The sequence below is a fragment of the Flavobacterium aquiphilum genome, from assembly GCF_027111335.1.
GTDB classification, from domain to species: domain Bacteria; phylum Bacteroidota; class Bacteroidia; order Flavobacteriales; family Flavobacteriaceae; genus Flavobacterium; species Flavobacterium aquiphilum.
Window position 1 is genome coordinate 3,344,829 of the sequence record NZ_CP114288.1, and the last position, 25,758, is coordinate 3,370,586.

Genomic DNA, 25,758 nt, shown 5'->3' on the forward strand with positions numbered 1-25,758 from the left:
TAAGCTTGTTACAAAAAGAAAAACTAATTCGTTTTTGAAATTTTATCACTGATATGGAAATAATCAAAATCCGCAAAACCACCAGTATCTTTGGTTGCATAATTGAAAAGCCCAAAACGATATCCCATAAAATGCGGCAGTGTGTATGGTAGTTTTATAGCATTCCCGATACTAATCCATTTTTTTCCATCCAGACTGTAGAAAAATCTTCCTGTATCGACTTTGTCTTTAAAATTGCATTCGGCTTTAAAATATACTTTGTCCTGATTTAAAAGGACACTTTCAATTTCTTTGGAAATATCAATCATTACGATTTTTTTAGAACCGTTTTCAGCTTTTACAGCTACCAGTCCGAAATCTTTTTGCAATAAAGAAAGTCCTGCAAAATCGCCGTCTTTCATATTAGAGACCTCAATTAAAGTTGTTCCTGAACATTCGGGGCCAAAAGTTCTTTGTGTCAAAGTATTTTTAGCTTGAAGAAAGCTGTTGTCAATTCGGCCTGTTTTTAATCTCAAATAGCCTTTTCTTTCTGCAACAGACCAAAGTTTGTTGTTTGGATTGTGATTCCACTGCCACACTAATGGTAAATCACTTTCTCCATTTTTACGCGTAAAATCATCAGAATTTACAATACCCGGAATCAGGCTTTTGTTTGCTGGTAAATCTAAAGTTTCCGGCACTTTTCCGTTTTCTCCTAATACAGGCCATCCATCTTCCCATTTAACAGGAACCAAATAGGGAGTACGGCCTACGCCTCCTGCATCTCTAAATAAATAAGAAAACCATTTTCCATCAGGAGTGTCGATAAGTCCGCCTTGTGCCACGCCTAAATCCTGCAAACCAATTTTTCCTTCCCAAGGCCCTGTAATTTTATCAGCTCGATGCATAACTACGGTACGCATTCCTCCTTTAGGCCAGGCGATATTAAACAAATAGTATTTTCCTTTCACCTTAAAAAGCTGAGAACCTTCCGAATTAAGCATGATATTGCTTCCGGCTGGAGCACTTGCATTTTCAATTAAGACCTTTTTGGTTTCTTCCTTAACTGCAGAAAGGTCACTGTTCAATTCTATAATCTCCAATTTTCCTGCTCCCCAAATCATATACACTTTGCCATCATCATCAAAAAAAATCGAATGGTCATGGTAAGAAGCATTTAATACATTTTTTTTCCAAGGACCTTTTTCTAAATTTTTTGTGGAAAAAATATACGTTTTACCAGTTGTCCCAGAAAAAGTACTGACATAATAAGTACCATTATGATAGCGCAGACTGCTGGCCCATGAACCTCTGCCATAATCATTTTTACCATTATCCAAATTCAGTTTATCATCATTATCCTCTAATGTTTGATAAGCATAATTAATAAGTTTCCAATTTACCAAGTCGGTCGATTTCATAATAGGAACACCCGGATTCATATGCATTGTGGTACTGCTCATGTAGTATGTATTCCCAACTCTAATCATAGATAAATCAGGTACATCTGCATAAATCACGGGATTTGTAGCTGTTGTTTTTTGAGAAAATGCTGCCGTTTGCATAATTAAAATCAGGCAGGTAAAAATGATACTAATTTTATTTTTCATCGTATAAATTTGAATCTTAGGTGTATATTTTATTTTGGCTACGCCTTCAGTTGTCTGCAGAATCTTTTTATCCATACTGGTACTTTTAAAAAGTTAAACTTTCAGAAATTTAAAAGACTCTTTTTTTTCAAAAAAATAATGATTCAAATATATTTGTTAAAACTGGATAAGAATCGCTTACATGTTACACATGCTTTACACTACGTTACATAAAATTAAATAAGTGTAATCACTAACATTAATTACATTTTCCTGAAAATCATATCATATAAAAGAGACATCATAATAAACAGGGCTAAAAACACAAAATAGTCCCCTACTACTTACTATTTTCTTGCAAAAATTTTACTCACAATAACATTTTTTATCCGTGGATATATAACCGTAATGGAAACCGAATTCTTCTAAAAAGCATCAAATGATATTTCTTTTTGACCCAAAAAACTCAATTGATTTTTCAATAAAAATCTGCATGCTTTAAAATGAAACAGGTGTTTTCAAAAAATTCAGTTTAAAAAAAGAGCTAATCCCAATATTAAATATAGTCAAAGTGACAATATATAATGTCTTTTTAATATTTTTGCCTTAATAAATTATAGTGCAACAGATTTAATTTTATAAAAAAGTTCTTATTGTGGCAGAAAACAAAAAAAGCAAAAAGTTTAGCAAAAATGAAACTACTTGGGTAATGAGAGACATTACTATTGACTGTGCAGTATTTGGCTATGACAACGGAAGCCTTAAAATACTTCTTGTAAAGCATGGCGAAGGACTTTCAATAGGACAATGGGGACTTCCCGGCGGATGGATTACCGAGAAAGAACATATAAAAGGCGCCGCACACAGACTACTCAAAAAAATTACCGGACTTGATAAAATCTATCTTAAACAGCTAAAAGCTTTTGGAGCACCAAACCGTTACCCTACAGCAAGGATCATCACTATAGGATATTATGCCGTAATCAAAAGCACAGATTACAACATCACAGCCGGCGATAACATCTCTGACGCAAAATGGTACAACATTAAAGAAATACCTGAATTAGCTTTTGATCACAATCAAATACTAGAATATGCTCTTAAAAAACTTCGAAAAAAAGTTAAAAAAGCACCTATTGGTTTTTCACTACTTCCAAAAAAATTTACTTTACTTGAACTTATGCGTTTGTATGAAGAAATTTTAGGATACGAAATGGACAAACCTAACTTTAGACGTAAGTTCCTGAATATGAAATTACTTAAAACACTCCCTGAGAAACAGTTGAATACAAAATACAGGGCCGCACAGCTTTATGAATTTGATACTGAAATTTACGAAAAACTAACTAAAAAAGGATTCAGTTTCGAATTCTAACAGTAAACAAATATTCTTATTTATACTGTCTATCAATTCAACTTTTGATAATATCAAAATTAAAAAAGGGGTATCAAATTTTTAAGCAGAAATTACATCAAAAAAAATAGTTAGAAAAAAATTGCACAATTAGCAATAAAAAACAAAGTTATCTTAAATAATTAAATGTGTTTTTTACATTTATTAAACAAAATTAAATATTGTTAAACATTTTTACAGTTCTATTGACAAAAATTAAATTATAACACTATAATTTTATATCAAACACAATAAAAAAGAACCATATATTCAAGAAAAATTTGCTCATATAAAATATATCTCTTAAAATTGTAGTCAATTAGACTATATATAAAAACAATCCAAGAATCATTCTCATTATAGTAATTTATTACGATCAATAATACCGAGATATGGTTGTTCTTTTTTGCAAACACTTTAGTACGCTTACACATTTCTATATACATCACTTTATAACTTGTCTTCAGCAAATAGTTTTCAAGAGGGCTTCATTTTTTAGATCAAAATTTTTCTAATATATTATATTTTATGAAAATCTTTAAAATAGTAATAATCATATCACTGCTGATTTCCTCTCGGGTGCAATCCCAAACAGGAATCCTATACACTTCAGATTCGCAATTATCAAGCAGTTTGATAAATTCTATGTATCAAGACAGTAAAGGATATATCTGGATTGCTACCGAAGATGGTTTAAATCGTTATGATGGAGCAAAGTTTGTCATCTACAAACGCAGTAAAAACAATGCCGGAACTGTTCATAATAACTACATCAAATCAATTTTTGAAGACAAAAACAAAAATTTATTTTTTGGTTTTATCGATGGCCTTCAAATCTATAATCATGCAACGGATTCTTTTACTGACATTCCGTTGACTGATAATGCTAATACAAAATTTAGCCCTCATGTCAGCTGTATGATACAGCGAAAAAATGGTGACATTTTAGTAGGATCTTCAGGCTATGGTATTTTTAAAATTGATTCTAAAAAAAAGTCCTTAGTTGCAAATCATATGAATATCCAGATTCCTACCACTATGATTCATGACCTTTATGAAGACAAAAATCAAAATTTATGGATCTTAACACAGGACAGAGGACTTTGGAGGATTGACAGTAAAAATAACTTAAAGCAATTTTTTCTTTTAAAAGATCATTTGACCAACATTACCAGTATTTGTGAAGATAAAAAAGGAAACCTATTTTTAGGCACACTTAATAACGGTCTTTTTATTTACAACAAATCTGAACAGAAATTTGAATCTTTTTCAAACTCAATATCACTTCCCATTAAAAAATTATTTTTGATTAAAAATGATCAAATACTGGTGGGAACTGACGGTATGGGATTGTATAACTTTGATCCTGAAAAAAAGAAACTTTCAATCGCTAACTTTAATGTTGCTAATTTTGATTTTTCAATGTCAAAGGTACATTCTATCCTTAAAGACCGGGCAGGAAATCTTTGGATGGGTCTATATCAAAAAGGAGTGCTGCAGATTCCTCCCAAAGAAAACAATTTTAACTATATAGGATACCAGTCCGTAAACAACAACATTATTGGTTCAAGCTGCGTCATGTCAGTGTTCCGAGACAGAAAAGGTATTTTATGGATAGGAACTGATGGAGGCGGTCTTTATGGCATTACAGATAAGAATAAAAAAAAATACCATTATACTTTTGAAAAAAATGGTTTTAGTCGACTGGCAATTATGTGCATTTTTGAAGATTCAAATGATGATTTATGGATAGGCACTTACCTGCATGGGTTGGCAAAACTCAACCGCAGCACTAACGAATTTCAGTTCATAAATACTATTTTAAGTAAAGAGAATAAACCCGTAGAAAACATTTACAGTATAGTCGAAGATCAGAATAAACAACTATGGATAGGCACTCTAGGTTCTGGGCTATATTGCATGGATCTTACTACTCATAAAGTAGTTAACTATAATTCAAACTCAAAAGACAGTACTAATACATTAGCAAATTGGTGTGTAAACTGTGTTTTGCCTGCCAAAAACAATAAGCTTTACATTGGGACCTATGACGGACTCTACTGCATGGATCTGAAAACCAAGACTTACATAAAAAAAGGTTCACAAAACCATACATTCCCTAAAAAAATAGTATACGACTTACATGAGGATAAACTCGGAAATTTATGGATTGGTTCTTCTGAGGGCCTTATTTTCCAGCCAATAAAAGGGAAACCTATTATTTATACTACTGATAATAATTTGCCCAGCAATATAATTTCTGCGATACAAGCGGACAGAAACGGAAATTTATGGATCAGCACGAACAGTGGTATATCACGGTTCAGTCCGCGAAGCAAAAAGTTTTTTAATTTTAATTTTAATGATGGAATTCAGGGAAATGAGTTCAGTAAAAATGCTTCTTTTCAAGACAATAAAGGCCAGATTATTTTCGGAGGAATGAAAGGTGTAACCTATTTTGATCCTGAAATGATAAAATACAATGAGAAAAGCACTAATGTCTATATAACAGGCTTTTATATTCAGAACAAATCGGTAAAGAAGGGCATGAAATCTGACCAGTTCGAGATTGTAAACAGTGCACTTATTGATGCCAAAACAGTCGATTTGGGACATGAAGACAATTCGTTCAGCATTGAATTCTCTACTATGGATTTTAATAATCAACGGCATATAACTTACTTCTACTCTTTAGAAAATAACAAATGGAATAAACTGCAACAAGGTGTAAACAACGTCACATTTAACAATCTTGAACCTGGAACTTATAATTTTAAGGTAAAAGCAGAAGTCTATGGCAAGTATTCAAATATTCGCCAATTGACAATAACTGTTCATCCTGCATGGTACTTTTCAATATGGGCGAAATTGTTTTATTGGGCACTCTTTTTTGGTGCAGCATATGTTACAAGACAGCAGATTAATCAAAGAAAATTGACTAAAATAAAATTACAGGAACATTTGCAAAACAAGAAAGTAAATGAAGCCAAGCTTCAGTTTTTGACCAACATTTCACATGATATAAAATCGCCTATTTCATTAGTTATCAATCCACTTTTAAAATTAATGAATACAGATCATGATGCCACAAGGCAGAAATCGTATAGGGTAATGCATCGTAATTCTGAAAAAATCCTGCAGCTGGTCAATCAGGTAATGGATGTTCGTAAAATTGATCAGGGACAAATTTCATTACATTTTGAAAAAACAGATATTATTGCTTCCATTGAAGAACTTTGTCTTTTGTTCGAAGATCAGATACAAGCAAAAAATATTCAATTAGAATTACATTATCAAAAGCCAAATTTATACGCTGGTGTAGATCCAAAATATTTTGACCGTATAATACAAAATGTACTTTCCAATGCCATTAAGTTTGTTCATAATGAAGGAAAGGTTGATATTTTTATAGATGAGAATGAGTCTAATTTTATCATTACAATTGCCGACAATGGAATAGGTATCGCTGAGAAGGAACTATCAAGAATATTTGATAGGTTTTATCAAATTAAACAAAATAAAGCTAAATATACAGAAGGTACCGGTATCGGTTTACACATAACGAGATCCATCGTTGAACTGCATAACGGAAGTATCACGGCCGAAAACAATACTGATGCTCCAGGATGTCGATTTATTATTAGCCTGCCTATTCAAAAAGAACTTATAAAAGAAGAAACAATGTCAGAAGTCCAAGAAACTGAACATGATTCTTCCGAGTCCAATATAGAAACTATTACATTTGAAGAGCAAAATAAATTGCACATTAATAATACAACCAGTAAACGAAAAGTATTGGTTGTTGATGACAATGAGGAAATCAGAGAGTATATCTATAAAGAATTATCAACTCATTACAAGGTACTTACGAGTCCTGATGGAAAAGACGCTCTAGATATAGTTCTAAAAGAACCTCTGGATTTGATTATCAGTGATGTAAAAATGCCTAAAATGGATGGAGTCACATTTTGTAGAAAAGTAAAGAAAAATATTAATCTGAATCACATTCCCGTTATTTTGTTAACTGCAAAATCGCATGAGCACGATCAATTGGAAGGTCTTAATATTGGTGCAGATGCATATATCACTAAACCATTCAATATGGAAATATTGAAAAAAACGGCACTTAATCTTATTCGAACAAGGGACTTATTAAAAAATAATTATAGTGGTAATCAGGGACAAGACGACAAAATAAAAAAAATAACAATGGAATCTGTCGATGAAAAACTTATTCAAAAAATAATGCATTTTATCAATAATAACCTAAATAATCCTAGTCTGAATGTAGAAATGATTGCTGCTGAAATTGGTATTAGCCGTGTCCATTTACATAGAAAATTAAAAGAACTCACAAATCAATCCTCACGGGATTTGATTCGCAACGTAAGGTTAAAGCAAGCAGGTGAATTGTTAGCCTCAAAACAGACTAACATTTCTGAAGTGGCCTATCTTGTGGGCTTTTCTAATACATCAAAATTTTCAACGAGCTTTAAAGAGTTTTATGGCGTTTCTCCAAAGACATATATGGAAGAGCATCTCAAAAAAAATGATTGTGTTCAACAACAAGATGCCATTTAATCTAAATTATTGCCTGTATTCGTTTTTATGCATATTTGAATCAATAATCTTCTATTTTTATGTCCCTTAATTAATAATTACATTTGGTTAAGAATATTGAAAAACTTAATCTTCAATATTGCAAAATAGAATTACAAATCTAAGCTAGAAAATAATGCTGAATATAGAATTCAGCATTTCAAAATATTTCTATAGCTTAAAATACTGTATCCAAACATTCTATAAAACAAAAACTGCCCGAAAAATACTTTTCGGACAGTCTTCTTTGTAAAAACTAATTTAAACTAACCAATTAATTGATTTATATATAAAAGCACAATTAATTCAATTTGATAACATTAACTCAGTATATCCAAATCAATATTTATTAGATAAATCAAATGGGTTATTTGACAGAATTACAGTTGACTGATTTTTTTACGTATTCATAAAACCAATTATGAACAGGGTAAGCACAAGCCTCGAGATCACTATTGTAAGCAATACCCCCATTCAAAGCCCCTTTATCGATAAGATTTTCTGGAGACAATAAATTCCAACTTACATTTCCTGACTCATCGACCAAAACTTTAAAATTAGCACCAAACCCCCTTTGACCTGCTTTTCCGGTAACTCCACCTTTACCCCATACTGCATATTGTTCAGGAGCCCAATCAATTTCTGTAACTGCGATGGGTGCGATATCGGCAACCGGCTTAATGTTTTCATTCCAATTTGCCCTAAAAACCATAGGATCATTATTATCTTTGCCCCAATATCCAGGATAGACATGAACCGAATAACCAATATTTGTCCCTTCAATTGGATTGACGGCATAACCTTTGTACTGAGACTGCCAACCTGAACCTGGGATCCAAAGAATATTATTGGCTCCATTAGTCCTAATCATATTAACAATCGGTTGGAAAAATAATTTTAATTGATCAAAATGAGCTTGAGTATTTGCACCAACTGAACCATCGGTCAACTTAATTTTTATCGGTTCATTAGCTAGTTCGAACATTACATTGTCAGCATTTTTCAACGATGGATGTTTCGATAAATAATCCCAAACTAATTTTAGATAATCGTGATAAGCTCCACCAACCGCGATTTGATCGGGGCAAACACCTGGTGGACGTAAAATAACATACATCCCTCTTGCTTTTGCATGTGCAATAAGTGGCAAAATAACTTTATCAATCGCTTCTTTAAATCTATCAAAATTAAATTGAGAAATATCATTTTCAGATATTCCAGAAACTCCTAAATTATTAGTCCAATAAGGATCAATATGCAATCTTACATAATTAAGATACCAACCTTGTTTTGAATCCGATAATTTATCCATTATAGCATTATTATATTGCAAACAACCTGCAACATCATAATTATTCCAGCGCCATTCACCGACAGCACCACCATTAAACCAAGGACTTGGTGTCATTGCTACTCCATGCAAATTAACTGTGTTGCCACATGGATCTTTCAAAAATTTACCTTCCACTTTTAGCTGTGGAGTTTTTTGAGGCCACGATACCGCAGCCTCAACTGGAGATGTTTCCTTTACAGGATCATCATCCTTTCCACAACTTAAAAATGCAAGCAAAATTATTCCTGTAAATAATAAATTGAATTTCATATTTCTATTATTTCACTCCTTTAAGTCCTTCAGCAAAACTTGAATAAGAAGGCTTACGGTTATAAGTAAGAGTCCACAAACCTTGATTCTGACCTGGCAGCCACGAAGAATCAGATTTACTGTCCGTTAATCCCCAAGCAGTGATTCCGTATCTCTGATTTGCAGGAATGTATTTCACATACATATCCACCACATATTTATACATTTCTGCTTGCTTTTTAAGATCAGCCTCTGTAGGCTTAAGTCCAGCAGCAACATCTAGTTCTGAAACTTTTATAAGTTTACCTGTTGCAGCAAGCAATTGGAACATTGTATTGATTTTATCTTTGTCAGCATTAATACCAATATGCATCTGGGTACCAATTCCATCAACTTTTTGTCCTTTACTTTCAATATAACTTACATATTGGATAAGACCTTTACATTTATCCGTGCTATATTCAAGATTGTAGTCATTGATAAACAATTTATCAGTTGGATTGCCACTTTTTCTGGCAAGCCTAAACGCCTCAACAGCATAATCCTTCCCTAAATAATCTTGCCAGTAGAATTCGTCTCCAGCCATATTTAATTTGCCCACACCTGTTTTTAATTCATATGGTTTTCCATCATCCATTGGCTCATTAACAACATCCCATGCAGTAACATATGGAGCACAGTTTTTTACCATTCCTGTGATCCACTTATCCAATGCATCACCAATAATAGTTTTCTTTTGCTCCGGTGTTTTATCTTTTGTCTGAACGCTTCCCGTTGCGCTGTACTTTTCTATTTTAAGATTATCATAATAAAAACTAGTGGCCGTTTTTCCAAGATTAAAGGCGATTGTATTACAAGTTGCCATTTCAGTTGTAACAGTAATCTCTTTAATATAAGTTGTCCATGTGGTAGAATAAGGAACAACGCCAAAGAAATCCCAATGTTTATAACCTCCAGGATTTAATTGTGCCTGTGTAGGAGAAGTTGCTGCGGCATCAGCACGAACATCCATAGTAAGTCTGTATTTTTCGCCCACTTGTACACCCGGAGAAAACTTTACGTAAAATTGTGCATCCCATTCATTAGTACGAACACTGGCATTTGTTAATTTAAGTGCTCTTCCTACTCCCTTAGCACCCTGTCCAACGGCTGTAAACGATGCTGTTATATTAGAATTATACTGATAGTTGGATGCATCAGCAGTCTCAAAATCATTTGCAGTTATCAAACTCCAGCCTGGACCTGTTGATGATAAAATATCCGGAGCAATTAGTTTATTCAGATAAGTTGCATTTTGATTTGCATGCCAACAAAGTGTATGGCCGAAAACGGAAACATTAGCTTCTTTGGCTGTGGTAAGCAATTTATTCACATTATCAAGAGCAAGACTCCCATCTGCCTGTACTATTGCACCGTGCTTCATTTCATAGCCCAAAGTAATCTCATCAAAATTCTTGTTAACTAATCGATACATCAAACTTTTAGTTACATAATCATTTAATGAAATTCCGGCACCTAATTTAAAATTAGGACTAGCTGTTCTATCTATGTAGCTTTTTAAATCCGAATAAGCATTTATTTCTTCCTGATTGGCGATGCTGGTGGGTTTGTCATAATCGTACTTTAAAATATTATCATTTGTACAGGATGCGGCCATCATCAAAATTGAAGACAATAGCGATATTTTGTATAATTTATTCATCTTCTTTAAATTTTTAATTTTTAATAAAATTTTCAATTATACCATTTAGTAATGTAAAATAGTTTTTCCCTCTCCCCAACCCTCTCCAAAGGAAAGGGGGAGATAGGATTGTTTTTTTAATTCTAAATGGTATTATTTTTTAACTGGACTATAAACAGCTGCTGTTACACCTCTATCACGTAATACAAGCGTGTCTTTTGTAGTTAAATTAAAATCTTGGAAATTCACTTTATAATCAAGGTAAATGGCATCCCTGTCTTTGCTTCCCCAACTATTTTTTTCTCCTTTTTTCACAAACTTACCTGTTCCGCTTGCTGTAAACGATGCACTGCTTCCCGATACTGTACAGTTATTTTCACTATCAAAAGTAAGTTTCAGATTAAAATTAATATTAACCCCATAGGCATCTTTGACAACAACTGGAAAATCAATTGTATTTAATGATACCGTATTTATTTTGGAAACCTGATCACCTTCTACATAAGTACTATGTCTGATTACTGTTTTATTAAGAGCCGTATTTCCATTATTTCCAACAATGACATCTTTTCCTCTTCTTAAATAATTGCCGTCCCAAGGATTTACATATTTTACAGCATATAAAACATAATCTTTGGGTGCTACACTCCAGTCTGTACTTAATAGTTTTAGAGGATTAGGCACTAGAGCTTTTCCAGAAAGAATAGTATCTGCATTCACTACTTTTTTCATCTCAAGAGGAATAACATAGGTGTTTTTTACCGACAGAGGATCGGCAAAAAAAGCATCAGACAATTGCACCTCAACACCTCCTGTAATCTGACCTTTTGGAATTACAATCTGATTGCTTGAAAGCGTGTAATAATTGCTTGGCATAGCAACAATATCACTTCCGCCTGCATTAAATAAGAAACCGGCAGGTAATGAATTTGCAACAGCAATATCAATAGTTACATCTTTGTCATTATTATAAACACCGCCTAAAGTTCCCATTATTTTACACTTGTGTTGATTGTCCAATGTAGTGTCAAAAATGTCTTCTCCCAATGTTATAGTTCTGACAGGGTATTGATATGCAAAATAAACCGACTGATGATCAAAATTATCAAACTCTGCATCTTGATTCGTACATGAAACCAAAGAGACAAATACAGCTATTAGCATTAAAAATATTTTATTTTTCATTTTCTTTATTATTAAATTTCATAATACATTAAGTTGAATCTTAATGTTCTACCATCCCTTATTTTGCAGTAAAGCATTAAACTTAAGCGTTTCTGAGTACGGAATTGGCCCAAATTTCATATAATCTTTATAAAGTCTGCTTTCAACAGTAATTCTCTGATGAACACCTCCTTGGATCTTATCCCCATCGGCTGAGACATTTAAATTTGAATTCCATCTTCGTAAATCCCAAAATCTGAATCCTTCAAAACATAACTCCAAACGGCGCTCATTTCTAATTAGGTTACGCATTTCCGTTTTATCAGCTTTAATCGATTCTAGGTAAGGATCAGGCTGTATTATTCCGGCTCTTTTTCTTAAAGCCTTAATAACATCATAGGCAGAAAATCCTATCGTTCCTGTTGCTGTTGGTCCCCAAGCCTCATTTGCAGCTTCCGCATAAATAAGATACAATTCTGTATATCTCATACGTGGTTTATAATGTCTCTGATTATTAATTGAAGTTGGATTTAAATTCACATCCTGTCTCAATAATTTTCTCATATAGTAGCCCGTACGGGTTGAAGTACCTACTTTGTTTAATGCATCATTTGTAGTACCATCACTAGCTGTAGTAATTACAGAATTGCTCACTCCTGCAGTTGATTGGTTTACTAAAATAAATTTTTTCAAACGAGGATCACGGTTATCATAAGGCTTTGTTGGATCATAATTACTACCAACAGCACTAATAGGGTAACCATTTGCCATTGGGAAAGCATCAACTAAATTTTGAGTTGGATTGACACGCCCATTTCCAAAAAGAGTTGGAGGAAAATTATCCTTTTCTAAACTATTACTATCACCAATGTCGCCTCTCCAAAGAACTTCAGGAGGGTTTATTCCTGCACCTAAACCGCTTAACTCAGTAACATCACTATACCAATTCAATCCGTTAGGAGCTATCCCGGAAACTCCACCATTTAGCTTAAGCAATTCTCCCGCATATTTGGCAGCATCCTCCCAAGTTGTTGTATTTCCAGCGCTGAAAGCAGGACTCGCTGCTAATAAGGCCGCTTGTGCCCTTACCACTTGTGCAATTCTGGAAGACATTCTTTGTCTCGCATATTGACCAAAAACACGATTATAATCGCTTAAATTATCGTAACCTGGAGGCAATGTTGTAGCATCTTCAAAATCTAATGGCAGTAATTCAGTAGCTTTTTTTACATCACTGTACAATTGTTTCATACAATCTTCAAAAGAGGAACGCGCCACATTGAAATTTGAATTTGCAGTTTCTGGCTCCAATAATACCGGAACTCCTAATAACTGATCATTAGTCGCTGTACCTGCATGAGCTTGCAATAAATAATACATATATAAAGCTCTTAGTCCATAAGCTTCTCCCATCAAACGATCTCTAAATAAAAGACTTACTTTTTCATCTTTTGCCCATTTCACTTTACCGGCTTCTGAAAGAAAAATATTCAAATACTGGATGGCTGATCTTGAATTTGACCATTGATCTAATGGATTAAAATTTGAAGTCCACTGACCTGTCGCTATCTTAAGGTAACTGCTTGTTATATTATTTGTTACAGCATCATCTGTTGCCACATCATTAAATGACCAGCTATTTCCAGGCAGTCTTGTATAAGCATTAAGAAGAATTCCCTGTGCATATTCTGCTTCTGCATACATATCGTCAAGCCCTCTATTGTTTTCAATTGCCGGATCAATCAAATCATCACAACCACAAAAAACAAACAGAGCGGATATAAAAATTAATATTTTTATTTTCATAATAATTAAATTAAAGTGTGTGTTTTAAATTTAAAATAATGCTTTAACACCAAGATTATAATATCTGGTTTGTGGTGCACTTCCGACTGTTAATTCCATAACATCTCTGTTCTGAGATATAGTTAACAGATTAGATCCAAGTGCATAAACACTAAGTCCATTAAAAAAAGTTTTTTGAAGCATCTTTTTTGGAAAGTCATAGGTAAGCTGTACTTTAGAAAGATTTACCCTGTCTGTACTATACATCCAAAAATCTGACGAACGGAAATTATTATCACTACTTAATGAAGTTAACCTTGGATAAGTTGCTGTTTCTTTAGTCTCTTCTGTCCAGCTGTCACGTACGTTAATTGAATACTTGTCTTCACCGTCCATCCAGAAATAAGAGCTGTTTTTCATAGCATAACCACCTGTTTGTCCTGTGAAAATTGTAAAGAATGTAAAATTATTCCACTTAGCAGTAAAATTAACTCCAAATGTAAACGGAGCTCCGTTCCACCCAGCTTTACCCAGATAGATTTCGTCTTTATTGTCGATAATACCATCACCATTCTGATCTATATATTTAATATCTCCTGGCTTAACCTGCCCAAAAGTTTGAGAAGGTGAATTAGCAATATCTAGTGCATTCATAAAGAAACCATCACTTTTAAGACCCCAAAGTGCATCTAATGGTTTTCCTTGTCTGTTTTGATAACTGTCATCGTACAATTCGGCTCTCTTTGTTGCTTCAGTATCTACATAAGTACCTGTAAATCCAAGTGCTAAATCAACATTGCCAACTTTTTTATTAAATCTTAAATCAAAATCAAAACCTATGCGCTTATCATCATTATAATTAATATAGGGCAGGAATGAAGTATTAGGGAAACCAGTAACGAAATAATTTGGATACAAAGTTGAAGGCTGAATAATATTACCTGTCACTTCATTAACAAAAAAGTTAGTGTTTAAAGTTATAAAGTTCTTAAAGAAAGCTCCTTCTAATCCAACATTCAGCTCATTTCTCTTTGAAAAACCTAAATCCAAATTTTCACCTCTTCTGGCATCTGTACTTCTGTTAAGAGCACCATCTCTCCAGCTGAACCACTGTCCGTCTGTCTGACTATATATGCTTTCGTATAGGAAATAATTAGACACATCTAGATCTGTATTTAAAACACCTCCTGATACACTTAATTTTAAATTATTAACAGCAGTCACGTCTTTCATAAAATCTTCTTCAGATAATTTCCATCCCAAAGTCATTGTAGGCGAAAATCCTTCACGGTTACCTTCTGCAAATTTTGCTGAATGCACAAATGCACCATTAAATTCTGCATAGTATTTCTGGTTGAAATTATAAGATAAATTCAAACCTAAATTAGCATTGCTTGTTTTATGATAAACACCAGATAGACTTTGTTGAAATCCTGAACCAATAAGCATTGCTGATAAATTATGCTGTTCATTTATTTTTTTTACATAATTAAACTGTCCGGAAAATGCAACCGTTTGAGAAAGGGAGCTTCCACTGATGTTCTCAATACCAGTTTTTGAATCTTTTCCATACTTCGTCAACGAAGTAATCTGGTCTATACCTGCATAGTTATTCCAAGATGCTTCATAAGTTGCATAACTGTTATTATAAGCTTGATTATACGAATTAGAATAATCAACTGCAAAATCTGTGTGAAATGTCAGTCCATCGATAACATCGCCTAACTTAACATTAATGCCAGTATTAAACTGGAACTGACGGCTTGTAAAAGTGTTGTGACCTCCGGCGTATATAGATGCGAAAGGATTAGTAGGATTAAGTTGTGTACCGCCTAATAAATATTGCCCATCAACTATATAATTACTATTTTTTACAAGAGCCATTGATGCAGCATCACTTGGTTCAATCATGTTGATCGGTACTAATGGACTATATAAATAAGGTCGCAGAGTAGCAGCGCTACCCCAGTAATCTGCATTTACTCTTCTGGAATTACTATAAATAGCATTTGCCCCAATTGTTGCTGAAAAGCGGTCATTAATTTGAAGATCAACATTTCCTCTAACATTAAATCTATTATTGTTATTTTTTTCCGCCTCTCCAAAACTTTGTAAAGGATCTTGCTGAGACGAAAAATTAACAACAGTATAATATCGTGCCGATTTATTTCCTCCTGTTATCTCAACATTTGCATCATAATTAAAATAAAACTCCTTAACGTATTTTGGTGAATAATAATTAACATCAGCATATCTGTATGGATTTTTACCTGATGCATAATTATAAATAGTTTCATCAGAATATGTTGGATCTAAACCATCATTAACACGGGCTTGATTATAATAATGCATATATTCGGCAGAACCTAAATATTTTGGAAGGCTCTTAGGAACAAATACTCCATTATCAAATCTTGTCGTAATTTGCTGTTTTTGTACTTTCCCTTTTTTCGTTGTAATATAAATTACCCCTTTTGCAGCACGGCTCCCATAAAGTGCAACCGCAGAAACTCCTTTTAGGAAAGTGATTTGTTCAACTTCAGTAGATATTACTGTACTGGCATCACGGGGAACACCATCAACTAAAACTAAATACCCACTCATTCCCCAGATATTGCCATTATTACTTCCATTATATCCTCCGACAAAAGCCTGCACTCCATCTAGACTATAAGTTGTATAGTTTTTCTCTAATATTTCAGGTTGATTTATGAAAGAAATACCTCCTATTAAATCCCTGCTTTCTTCTTTCTTGAAAGCAACCTGAACCAAATTTGAATTCTCTTTGTTTAAATTGATGTCATCTATACCTGTTGTTGCTTTTATTACAAGCGTAGTATAACCAGCAGCCCTAAACTCTAAATCTGTATTTGTTGTTACATTTATTGAGTAGCTCCCGGTCTTGTCAGTAACTATTGAAATATTATCTTTTTTACTGACAATAGCTGCATTCTCAAGTGGTTTTCCTTCTGCTCCCATAACAATTCCGGACAAAAATATTTTCTGATCAATTTGAGCGAAAATATCGACAGATGAGAAAGCAAATAGCACAAAACATAACACTATTTTAAGTTGTATATATCTCATTATTCTATAATTTTATTTTTAAATTTTTAAAAAAATCATTTTTATTACCATCCAGGATTTTGTGAAAATTCCAAATACATATTTACATCTGCATTTTTTAACGGAAGCCAATAATGCTTTTCGCTAAAATTTCTCTCCAAAATCACTTCCTCACGGATATTAATGACTCTATTTTCACTTGGTTTTGTTGCATCAAATGTAGAAGCACGATCAAATTCTATAGATTTTTTAATAGTATATGGTTTTTGAATGAACAGTAACCAACGGCGTAAATCATTAAAACGGTGTCCTTCAAAACTCAACTCCACAGCACGTTCACGTCTAACTTCGCTCATAAAAGAATCCAATGAACCTAAGTAGTCTGCGGCTACGTGTCCAACTCCGGCTCTGTCACGAATTACATTTATAGCATCTACGGCAGTTACTGAATATTTTGGATCTTTTCCTGTAGCTGAACCGTAACCCTGAGCGGCCGCTTCAGCATACATTATATAGATATCAGACAAACGCATCCAAGGAAGGTGAATATTTAAATTGTTGCCATAGTCAAATCCACCATCAAACTTATTGGCACTTCTTGGAATAAACTTATAAAGCAAATAACCCGTTCTGCTTCCTGTACTTATGTTTCGGTAACTGCCGTTTGTATATAAGTTTGCATAACGATTGCTTTCTTCAGCAGCCGGAATAGTACCCGAAACGCATTTTACACCATCATATACAATATCATTGTAAAAACGAGGATCACGGCCTTTCCAAGGATATCTTGGATCATATCCTGAATCTGGATCAGCCTGAGTTATGTCTTTAATTGGTTTTCCATTTGCCATTCCGTAATTATCTACATAATTAGCAGTAGGAAGAAATTTCACATCCCCGTCACATATTTGAGGTGCTGGCTGATACTGTTTAGAAGTCCCCCAGTTGGAACCGTTTGCTCCCCAGTAAGGTCCTCTAAAAATAGCTTCAGTACCTCCTGGCATTTTCCAGTTACTTCCGGTAGTATAAAAATTATCACTATATTTTGTAAACGGCATTAATTTATACTGAGAAGTACCACTTTCTGTAATATTCAATAATTCTGCAAAAGCTGCAGCGGCTTTTTTACAATACTCCGCATTATAAGTAGCATTTCCTGTAGATACTTTATTCATCAACGGACTTCCTGCCCATAGATAATTTTTACCTAAATATCCCAGAGCCATTATTTTATTGATACGAAGCTCATTCTTTCCTAATGTTCTTTTTCCTGTAGTTGTATTGTCCCAATTAACAGGAAGTAAGTCAGCTGCTGCTCTGAAATCACTAGCCGCTTTATCAGCACACTCCTGATAACTAAGTCTTGGCAATCTAAGCGGTTGATCACTAGGAAGCACCTCATCAATATAAGGAAGACCTCCAAAATACTGCATAAACTCGAAATGAAACCATCCTCTAAAAAACAACAATTGTCCTTTGATTAAATCTTTTTCTTCTTGAGTATATTCGGTCATTTTATCAATATTGGCAAGACCAATATTGGCTTTACGAATGCCCGCCCAGCCTAATGTCCACAAATCCTTATGCATACGATCATTATCCGTACTGACAGTGTTTCTGTTCATCCAGCCTGCCTGCCATCCGTCATACTCTTTTTGCCAGCCCCAAAAATCTCCTTTATCGATCTTACATATAAAGTGAAAATCACGAGCAGTTGATTGAATTTCGTCTTCTCCCCAATTCCATGAATTTGTCCAATATCCATTGGTAAAATCCGGAATGCTTTGATACAATTCCTCTGTGAATCCCTGAAAATTTTCAAAATTTTTGAAAGCCTCTTCGGGTGCTATATCTGACTCTGGAGATTTTTCTAGATAATCATTACAGGATCCTGAAAGTAAAAGTAAGCCTACAATTAAGCTGTACTGCGCTATTATTTTAATATAATTCTTCATAGTTGTAATTTTAGAATATAATGTTAGCCCCCAAATTGAACCTTTTTACAGTTGGATAAGCACCTTGTGATGCCCAACCCGTTCCAGCATAATTTGCTTCTCTATCATCGGGCATATTAGACCATAAAAACAAATTATTTCCATTTAAATAAAATCGAATGCTTTGGAGTCCCGACGATTTTATCCAATTCGCTTTTTTGTCGAAAGTATAAGCAATCTCAGCATTTTTCAGACGGAGGTAGGATCCGTCATACATGTATCTGCTTCCGTTGTTATATTCACTGGCTGTTGCAAGCCATCTTGGAACTGGCTGATCTGCATTCGTATCATCTTTTGACCAATAAAATCCTTGATCATATACAACATGGTTTTGACCTGATAAACTGGTAAGAACAACTTGTCTGGTAACATTATTTACACCATAAAACTGTACAAACGCACTGAAACCTTTCCAATTAACACCAACGGTATTATTATAAGTGTTTTGTGGGGTACCTGTGTAGCCAAAAGGTATGTTATCTTTAGAATCAATAACCCCGTCACCATTATAATCTAAGATGTTATAATTACCGGGAAGTTTTGCCGCATCATTTGTGCTATGAACAGTACTGGCATATAACTCATCCCAAGTATTGTAGTACCCCTGACTTACATACGAATGCGCCTGACCGATTGAATATCCTTCACTTTTTTGATAATCAGGCAGTAATTCAGGATTATCTGCGCTTATAATTTTATTCTTGGCATGAGTGAAATTAGTTGTCCACCATAAATTCAAACCATTCCCAAAAGTATGACTGAACTTTAATTCTAATTCGTAGCCTTTATTTTTAACTTCACCTAAATTGGCAACAGGTGCTACTGCACCGTAGTAAGACGGTATTGCTCTGCTGGAACCACTCAATAAAATATCGGTACGATCTTCTTGATAATAATCAAAAGTACCTGTAACAAATCCTTTAAAGAAAGAAAAATCAGCACCTATGTCACTTTTCTTTGCTTTCTCCCAGTGTACATCTTCATTACCAACAGTTGCTTGTTTATACCAAGTATAAGGACTTGCCTCTGCAGCCTCCCCAGTTGTTCCTAAAACCGAATTACCACCGTATGCCCATTGGGATTGATAGAGAAATCTTCCATTAATATTATCATCACCAATCTCTCCATACGTAGCTCTAATCTTTAATAAATCAAGGAATGATTCCGTACTCTTCATGAAATTTTCTTTGGAAACAATCCAGCTTAAACCACCAGAAGAGAAAAATGCAAAACGATTCTCCTTGCTAAACTTTTCAGATCCATTGTAGGCGCCATTATATTCTATAAAATATTTATCGGCATAATTATATGTAGTACGGAATACCCAGTCTTCTCTATAATGAGGAATCTCGCTTCCCATAGCCTGCTGATCCCTACTAAAAAGTCCCAGTGCTGTTATATGATGATTATCGGCAATTTTTGTTTGATAATTTAACTGTAACTGATAAAAAAGTTTACGATAAGTTGAATAATCTCTTACTGATCCTCCGGTAGTACTCCATTTTACACCTTCCTGAAAATCAAACCTGTTATTAGAATCATAAGTTTTGCTGAAAAGAGCCACGCCAGTAGCTGGATCAATATACTTTTGTTGTACATCATTATATAAATCAGTTATACCTCTATCCCCTTCTACAAATGAATTATCTAAGGCAACCATTCCTTTAAAGCTTAGCCCTTTTACCCATTTGTCAAAACTTTGTTCAAGTGTAAAATCTGTGTTAAGTCTTGTTGTAGTCACATATTGAATACCGCTTATCGCAAGATTCCTTACAGAGTTTGATGCTTTCCCTTGATTTGGTGCATAATAGCCCCAGGAACCATCCTCATAATAAGGCAGGAAAACATCCGGAGCAGTTGAATATGCTGCATCCCACATAGTATATTCGCCCCCGGAAGCTCCCCAAGGACTTTTCTTGATACCACGAGAACCGGCCAAACCTACTTTGAATACTGTACTAGGAGTAACTTGATAATCTAAATTACTTCTAACATTCAGACGGTTAAACCCATACCCTGGGTCATATCCTCTATTGTTATTATATTTTTTAAACATATCCCCTTCACTTAAAAAATCAGCGGTTGCAAAATATTTTACCGCTTTGGTTCCTCCGCTTACGTTTAAACTCGCATTATAAGACATCGCATAGTCATTAAATAAAGCATGCTGCCAATCTACGTTAGGATAGCGCTCAGATTCTTGTACATTTGCTGGATATCTATACTTATTAATAATAGCCTGTGGGACATAATCAGCCCAGCTAGATGGACTTAATGCCAGCTCGTTTTCGATGACACTGTTTTTAACCATTAATCCGTCATAGGAATCTAGCTTAGCTGGCAATTTAGAAAGGGTTTTCACGGTAGTATTGAAAGTAGTTCTTATCAGTGCTTTACCAGATTGACCTCGTTTAGTTGTTATAAGTATTACTCCATTTGCTCCTCTCACTCCATAAACCGCAGTAGCCGATGCATCTTTTAATACCGAAACAGATTCTACCGAACTAATCTCAACACTATTTATTGGTCTCTCTACACCGTCAACCAGAATAAGAGGTTGTGCATTATTCCATGTACTTGCACCACGTATAAAAAGCTGTGGATCTTCCTCTCCTGGCATTCCTGAACTGGCCGAAGTTATCAAACCAGGTACATTACCTGTCAATGCCGCACCAATACTTTGAACACCTCCTGCTCTCTCAAGAACTTTACCGGAAACCTGAGTAATTGCAGCTACTAAACTTGCTTTTTTCTGTTTCCCATACCCAACTACAATAACCTCATCTAAGGTTGTTTTTTCAGGTGTTAGTACTACGTTAATTTCGGTGTTACTGCCTACTTGTCTTTCAACAGTTTTAAAGCCAACAAAGCTGAATACCAAAACGGCGTCTGACGGCACACTAATTTTATACCTTCCATCAAAATCGGTGGTAACACTTAATTTGGTATTGCCTTTTACTGTAATTGTTGTTCCTGGCACACCATGGCCGTCTTCTGACGATGTTACCCTTCCAGTAACTGTGATTTGCTGTTCGATGTTACTGTTTACAACATATTTTGAACCAGAGAAGTCATTCTCTGCAGCAGATAGTTGCGTGATAAACAAAAACTGAAACAAAACTCCTAAAGGCAGATACTTAGCTCCGTTTAGAATTTTAGATAATTTTATTTTCATGTTATTTAAATATTTTGAACTTGATCTATACTTTATACTGTTATCAATACTGCGACAAACAGATACAGATTTGATTAAACTAATTTTATATTCTTCCCAGCCGAAAATTGATAAGCTTTCATTTTTTATTCAGGCTGATAATTATAATGTCATATTCAAACTTGTAACTGTTTAAGTAAAATCATTTGAATTTCTGGATGAAAAATTGTCTTGAAAAAGTTGAATACATCAAGACACCAGTTGTTAAGTAAAAGATCATTAAATTGTTTTTGAATCATAATGCTTTTATAATTCGCATATGATTTAAAAATTAAAGGCCGTTTAAAAGAATCAGCCCTTAAAAAGGTTTTCCGAAAAAATAAAATTTTGGTCATAATGGTTAATAAATTCTTGGTTAATTGTTTGGTGTTTTTTTTAATTATAATTTGTTCACTGTAGCATTCGTTTAAAAGTTTAAGTATTTGATTCTATTTCTTTATTTTAAAAAAATATTGTTCTAATAAATCAGTCTTTAGAAACAATAGGAATATCGCTCAATATATTTACCCCCGTGATTTAACAATATAATTGTGGGATAGGAAAATAAATCCTGAAATATTATCATATCGATAAAAAAATTACAGGATTCAAAAGTATTTGTTAAAAACAGATGTCAACTATCTTTACGTTACAGATGCTTTACACTACGTTACATAAAGGACAAAAATGTGTTACATAGCAAAAAAGAATACCATTTCCCCAGATTTTACAAGAGAAAACGGGTGCTATTAAAAATGAGAGAGGTAAGACTTGATGCAGATTTTTTATAGATATCTGATTTTTTAAGTAAAAAACATATCTAAAAAGCAGTTCAATTTATCCCAAAATCAACATTAGGATTTTATAGTTTTTTTTTATGCAGATTTGCTTCGCCTGTTCGGTGTCGATCGAGGAATGTCATTCAGTAAATGATGTAGTTATTCTCACAAGGACGCAAAGATAAAATTGGATTTCTTTGCGTCTTCGCTACTTATGAGAATTATATTTAGATAAAATCTAGTAAAAAGTCTTAATCCTAATGACATTGATTGCTCAAGTCGCAGATTATTGCAGTTTTTTTATGCTAATTAGTCTGATTTATGTCTAATTTGCAACCTGAGGTTAACAAAGGATGGAGTAAATAATACCCTAATTCTGTTATACTCTTTACATTAAGTATTTCATTAAAAGTTCTTCAGGAAAATCCTGTTACTTTCTGGAGCCCCCAAATAAGAAGGTTTTAATCCGCCGCAGTCTATAAGTATTTTTTCAAGTACAATTCCCGGATCTAATGCTCGGATGCGAAGTGTATGTTTTCCAGATTTTAAAATGCTGTGTTTGGTTGCAGATTTAATAATATGTTCTGCCTGCCATTTCCCTAATTCTCCTCTATACTTTCCATTAAAATTCACTATCTGCGGGATATCACCGTCAAAAGAAATTTCATAACGGAGTCCTTTATTACTATTAAAATTAAGGGTAGGCGCCAGAAGAAGTTCTACATTAAACTCCCCTGTTGAAGTAAAGTTAATTTCATACTCCACAAAAACATTTTCCTTTGGATCGGGATAAAGATTCTGCGGAAAAGTGGTAATACCGCTTTTTGTTTTTCCAAAATTAGGAATAACTCCCCAATGGATTCTTTTTGCATCACCAACCGCTGAAAAATGTTCTGCCTCAATGGACACATAGCCGTCTTTTTCAACAAAAACCGTTGGTACATTTTTCTCGGATTCAGCAACGTATTTGGTTTCAGGCATTATATTTTTAGGCAAATCATTCCAATTTTTGTACCCAATACGCATCTGATCCATGATATGAACCCACTTCCCACCAGATATTTCATTGTTGTATTTATATTGAAGAACGGAATCTCGTTCAAATTTACTTTTTACTAAATCTGCATAATAATTTGCCTCAATATCTTTTTGCTGAGAAAGTATTTTATTTTTAGCTTGTGCAAAATACATTTCGTACAAATTACTGCAGGCATCTACTGGATACAGTACTAATTGAAAATAAGCATCTTTATATTCCTTTGGCATTTCATTATAAACCCTATATGCATCCAATGCTAAATTTTTATAATCATTCACCACCGTTTGAAATTCATTATAATTTTCCAGACTGTACGTTTGACTATCAAGCATTTCAGGGGTTACACGACGATTAAACTTTGGATATGTGTTTAGAAATCCAGCAATCTCTTTGGAATATTTTTTTCCAAACTGTTCTGCAGCCCACTGCTCAGTAAAATCAAATAAATTTTGCGAATTAAATTTCTTAGGATTCCATGCCATATCTAAAAAAAAGCTGATTGGAAACTCCATTGGTTTTAAGTCCCCAACATTGACAACCCAAACTTTATCCACGCCGTGTTCGTAGCTCAGGTTCATTTGCTCCCAGACTCTTTGTATCGGGCTTATGTTAATCCATTTTGAATTTCGTGGTGCTCCCACGTAATCAAAATGATAATACATTCCGTACCCTCCTTTATGTAATGGTTTGGTTAGATCAGGAAGTTTGCGCACATTGCCCCAATTATCATCGCAAAAAAGTAAAATTACATCATCAGGTACACGCATACCTTCATCATAATAATCCTGAACTTCTTTATATAATGCCCATACCTGTGGAGTAGCATTGGGTGCTTTTCCAGTGACCTGAGAAATAATTTGACGTTGTTCTTTTACTATGTTTTCCAGTAAACTAATGTTAGTACCTTTACCCATAGCCTCATCTCCATCGCCACGCATACCAATTGTTACCAGTTTTTCCCAGCTTTTACTACGAGTTATACCACTTTTCCAAAATTCATCCAGAACAGTTTTATTTTTGGAATAATCCCAGACATTAGGAAGATTATTCTTTTTTATGTAGCGATGCCAATCCGTTTGGGCTAAAGCCATGGGTTCATGGTGTGATGTTCCCATAATTATTCCCATTTCATTGGCCAAAGGCCCACTTGCAGCGTCATCATCATAAAAAGCATTGCCCCACATCGCCGGCCACATATAATTCGCTTTTAAACGCAACAGTAATTCGAAAACTTTTTCATAAAAACGACTGTTAAAACCTCCAAAAGTCTGCTTCGCCCAACCGCTTAAAGCCGGTGCTTCATCATTAAGAAAAATTCCTCTGTATTTCACTGCAGGCTCACCATCAGTATATGTTCCTTTTATAAAATAAATATTATCATTTTGCTTTACAGGAACATCTGCCCAATAGTACCAAGGAGAAACACCAATTTGTTTTGATAATTCATAAATCCCATAGATTGTCCCACGTTTGTCGCTGCCTGCAATGACGACCGCTTCCTGAACGTCTTTAAAAGGATTTTGAACATTCTGAATAATAAATTTTTCATTTTTTCCAATCAAAGCTTTTCCATCAATTTTCTTTTGTTTGATCAAATTATCGATAATAGGATTTCCCACCATCCCAATTATAACAAGAGGTGAAGAAGCAACTGGATTTTGATTAAGGACAAAAGGTTTTGCACCTGTAACTTTTTCAAAATCTGATTGTAAATTACCTACAGCCCGCATAATACCAGCATCCAACGTGGTATTTACAAAAAAAGAAAGATTTACCGATTTTTCTTTTAAAACAATAACATCAGAACTTCTTACATTCTTTATAAAAGGTTCTGTAGCTCTTAAAGGCCAATAAATACAGATTATCAATACTGTAATCCAACTGTGAATACTTTTCATTAATTTTTATTTTAATT

11 protein-coding genes are annotated in these 25,758 nt (G+C 34.1%); 2 read left to right on the forward strand and 9 right to left on the reverse strand.

Annotated elements, in window-relative coordinates; translation table 11 throughout:
• Positions 1-23 precede the first annotated feature (23 nt).
• Entirely contained in the window at positions 24-1,664 is a 1,641-nt protein-coding gene (locus OZP12_RS13695; RefSeq protein WP_281225587.1) for a glycoside hydrolase family 43 protein, read from the reverse strand.
• 613 nt (positions 1,665-2,277) lie between these two features.
• Here OZP12_RS13695 and OZP12_RS13700 point away from each other — a divergent pair.
• Positions 2,278-2,943, forward strand: coding sequence for an NUDIX hydrolase (locus tag OZP12_RS13700; RefSeq protein ID WP_281229076.1), 666 nt, complete (start codon positions 2,278-2,280; stop codon positions 2,941-2,943).
• 546 nt (positions 2,944-3,489) lie between these two features.
• A complete protein-coding gene (locus tag OZP12_RS13705; protein ID WP_281225588.1) occupies positions 3,490-7,542 on the forward strand; it encodes a hybrid sensor histidine kinase/response regulator transcription factor in 4,053 nt (1,350 codons plus the stop codon).
• Positions 7,543-7,927: 385 nt separating this feature from the next.
• Here OZP12_RS13705 and OZP12_RS13710 read toward each other — a convergent pair whose 3' ends face one another.
• The 8 genes from OZP12_RS13710 to OZP12_RS13745 form a co-directional block, all read right to left on the reverse strand.
• Complete coding sequence (locus OZP12_RS13710) at positions 7,928-9,163, reverse strand: cellulase family glycosylhydrolase (RefSeq protein ID WP_281225589.1); 1,236 nt, start codon at positions 9,161-9,163, stop codon at positions 7,928-7,930.
• A gap of 7 nt (positions 9,164-9,170) precedes the next feature.
• The gene (locus tag OZP12_RS13715; RefSeq protein ID WP_281225590.1) at positions 9,171-10,844 is read right to left on the reverse strand and encodes an endo-1,4-beta-xylanase; all 1,674 of its coding nucleotides are present in this window, start codon (positions 10,842-10,844) and stop codon (positions 9,171-9,173) included.
• 132 nt (positions 10,845-10,976) lie between these two features.
• On the reverse strand, positions 10,977-12,008 hold the full coding sequence (locus OZP12_RS13720) for a DUF5627 domain-containing protein (RefSeq protein WP_281225591.1): 1,032 nt from the start codon (positions 12,006-12,008) through the stop codon (positions 10,977-10,979).
• A gap of 48 nt (positions 12,009-12,056) precedes the next feature.
• Positions 12,057-13,793, reverse strand: coding sequence for a RagB/SusD family nutrient uptake outer membrane protein (locus OZP12_RS13725; protein WP_281225592.1), 1,737 nt, complete (start codon positions 13,791-13,793; stop codon positions 12,057-12,059).
• A 30-nt stretch (positions 13,794-13,823) separates the two neighbouring features.
• Entirely contained in the window at positions 13,824-16,859 is a 3,036-nt protein-coding gene (locus OZP12_RS13730) for a SusC/RagA family TonB-linked outer membrane protein (RefSeq protein ID WP_281225593.1), read from the reverse strand.
• A 44-nt stretch (positions 16,860-16,903) separates the two neighbouring features.
• Positions 16,904-18,793: a RagB/SusD family nutrient uptake outer membrane protein gene (locus OZP12_RS13735; protein ID WP_281225594.1), complete on the reverse strand. Its 1,890-nt coding sequence runs from the start codon at positions 18,791-18,793 to the stop codon at positions 16,904-16,906.
• Between the two features lie 10 nt (positions 18,794-18,803).
• Positions 18,804-22,007, reverse strand: a complete 3,204-nt coding sequence (locus OZP12_RS13740) for a SusC/RagA family TonB-linked outer membrane protein (RefSeq protein ID WP_281225595.1) — start codon at positions 22,005-22,007, stop codon at positions 18,804-18,806.
• Between the two features lie 1,202 nt (positions 22,008-23,209).
• Positions 23,210-25,741, reverse strand: a complete 2,532-nt coding sequence (locus OZP12_RS13745; protein ID WP_281225596.1) for a glycosyl hydrolase 115 family protein — start codon at positions 25,739-25,741, stop codon at positions 23,210-23,212.
• Positions 25,742-25,758: the final 17 nt, after the last annotated feature.

What these genes read in the sequence shown, in the direction of transcription:
- OZP12_RS13725 (WP_281225592.1), bottom strand. Translation starts at nt 13,793, where the DNA reads ATGAAAATAAAAATATTAATTTTTATATCCGCTCTGTTTGTTTTTTGT.
- OZP12_RS13740 (WP_281225595.1), bottom strand. Translation starts at nt 22,007, where the DNA reads ATGAAAATAAAATTATCTAAAATTCTAAACGGAGCTAAGTATCTGCCT.
- OZP12_RS13710 (WP_281225589.1), bottom strand. Translation starts at nt 9,163, where the DNA reads ATGAAATTCAATTTATTATTTACAGGAATAATTTTGCTTGCATTTTTA.
- OZP12_RS13745 (WP_281225596.1), bottom strand. Translation starts at nt 25,741, where the DNA reads ATGAAAAGTATTCACAGTTGGATTACAGTATTGATAATCTGTATTTAT.
- OZP12_RS13695 (WP_281225587.1), bottom strand. Translation starts at nt 1,664, where the DNA reads ATGGATAAAAAGATTCTGCAGACAACTGAAGGCGTAGCCAAAATAAAA.
- OZP12_RS13735 (WP_281225594.1), bottom strand. Translation starts at nt 18,793, where the DNA reads ATGAAGAATTATATTAAAATAATAGCGCAGTACAGCTTAATTGTAGGC.
- OZP12_RS13715 (WP_281225590.1), bottom strand. Translation starts at nt 10,844, where the DNA reads ATGAATAAATTATACAAAATATCGCTATTGTCTTCAATTTTGATGATG.
- OZP12_RS13700 (WP_281229076.1), top strand. Translation starts at nt 2,278, where the DNA reads ATGAGAGACATTACTATTGACTGTGCAGTATTTGGCTATGACAACGGA.
- OZP12_RS13705 (WP_281225588.1), top strand. Translation starts at nt 3,490, where the DNA reads ATGAAAATCTTTAAAATAGTAATAATCATATCACTGCTGATTTCCTCT.
- OZP12_RS13720 (WP_281225591.1), bottom strand. Translation starts at nt 12,008, where the DNA reads ATGAAAAATAAAATATTTTTAATGCTAATAGCTGTATTTGTCTCTTTG.
- OZP12_RS13730 (WP_281225593.1), bottom strand. Translation starts at nt 16,859, where the DNA reads ATGAGATATATACAACTTAAAATAGTGTTATGTTTTGTGCTATTTGCT.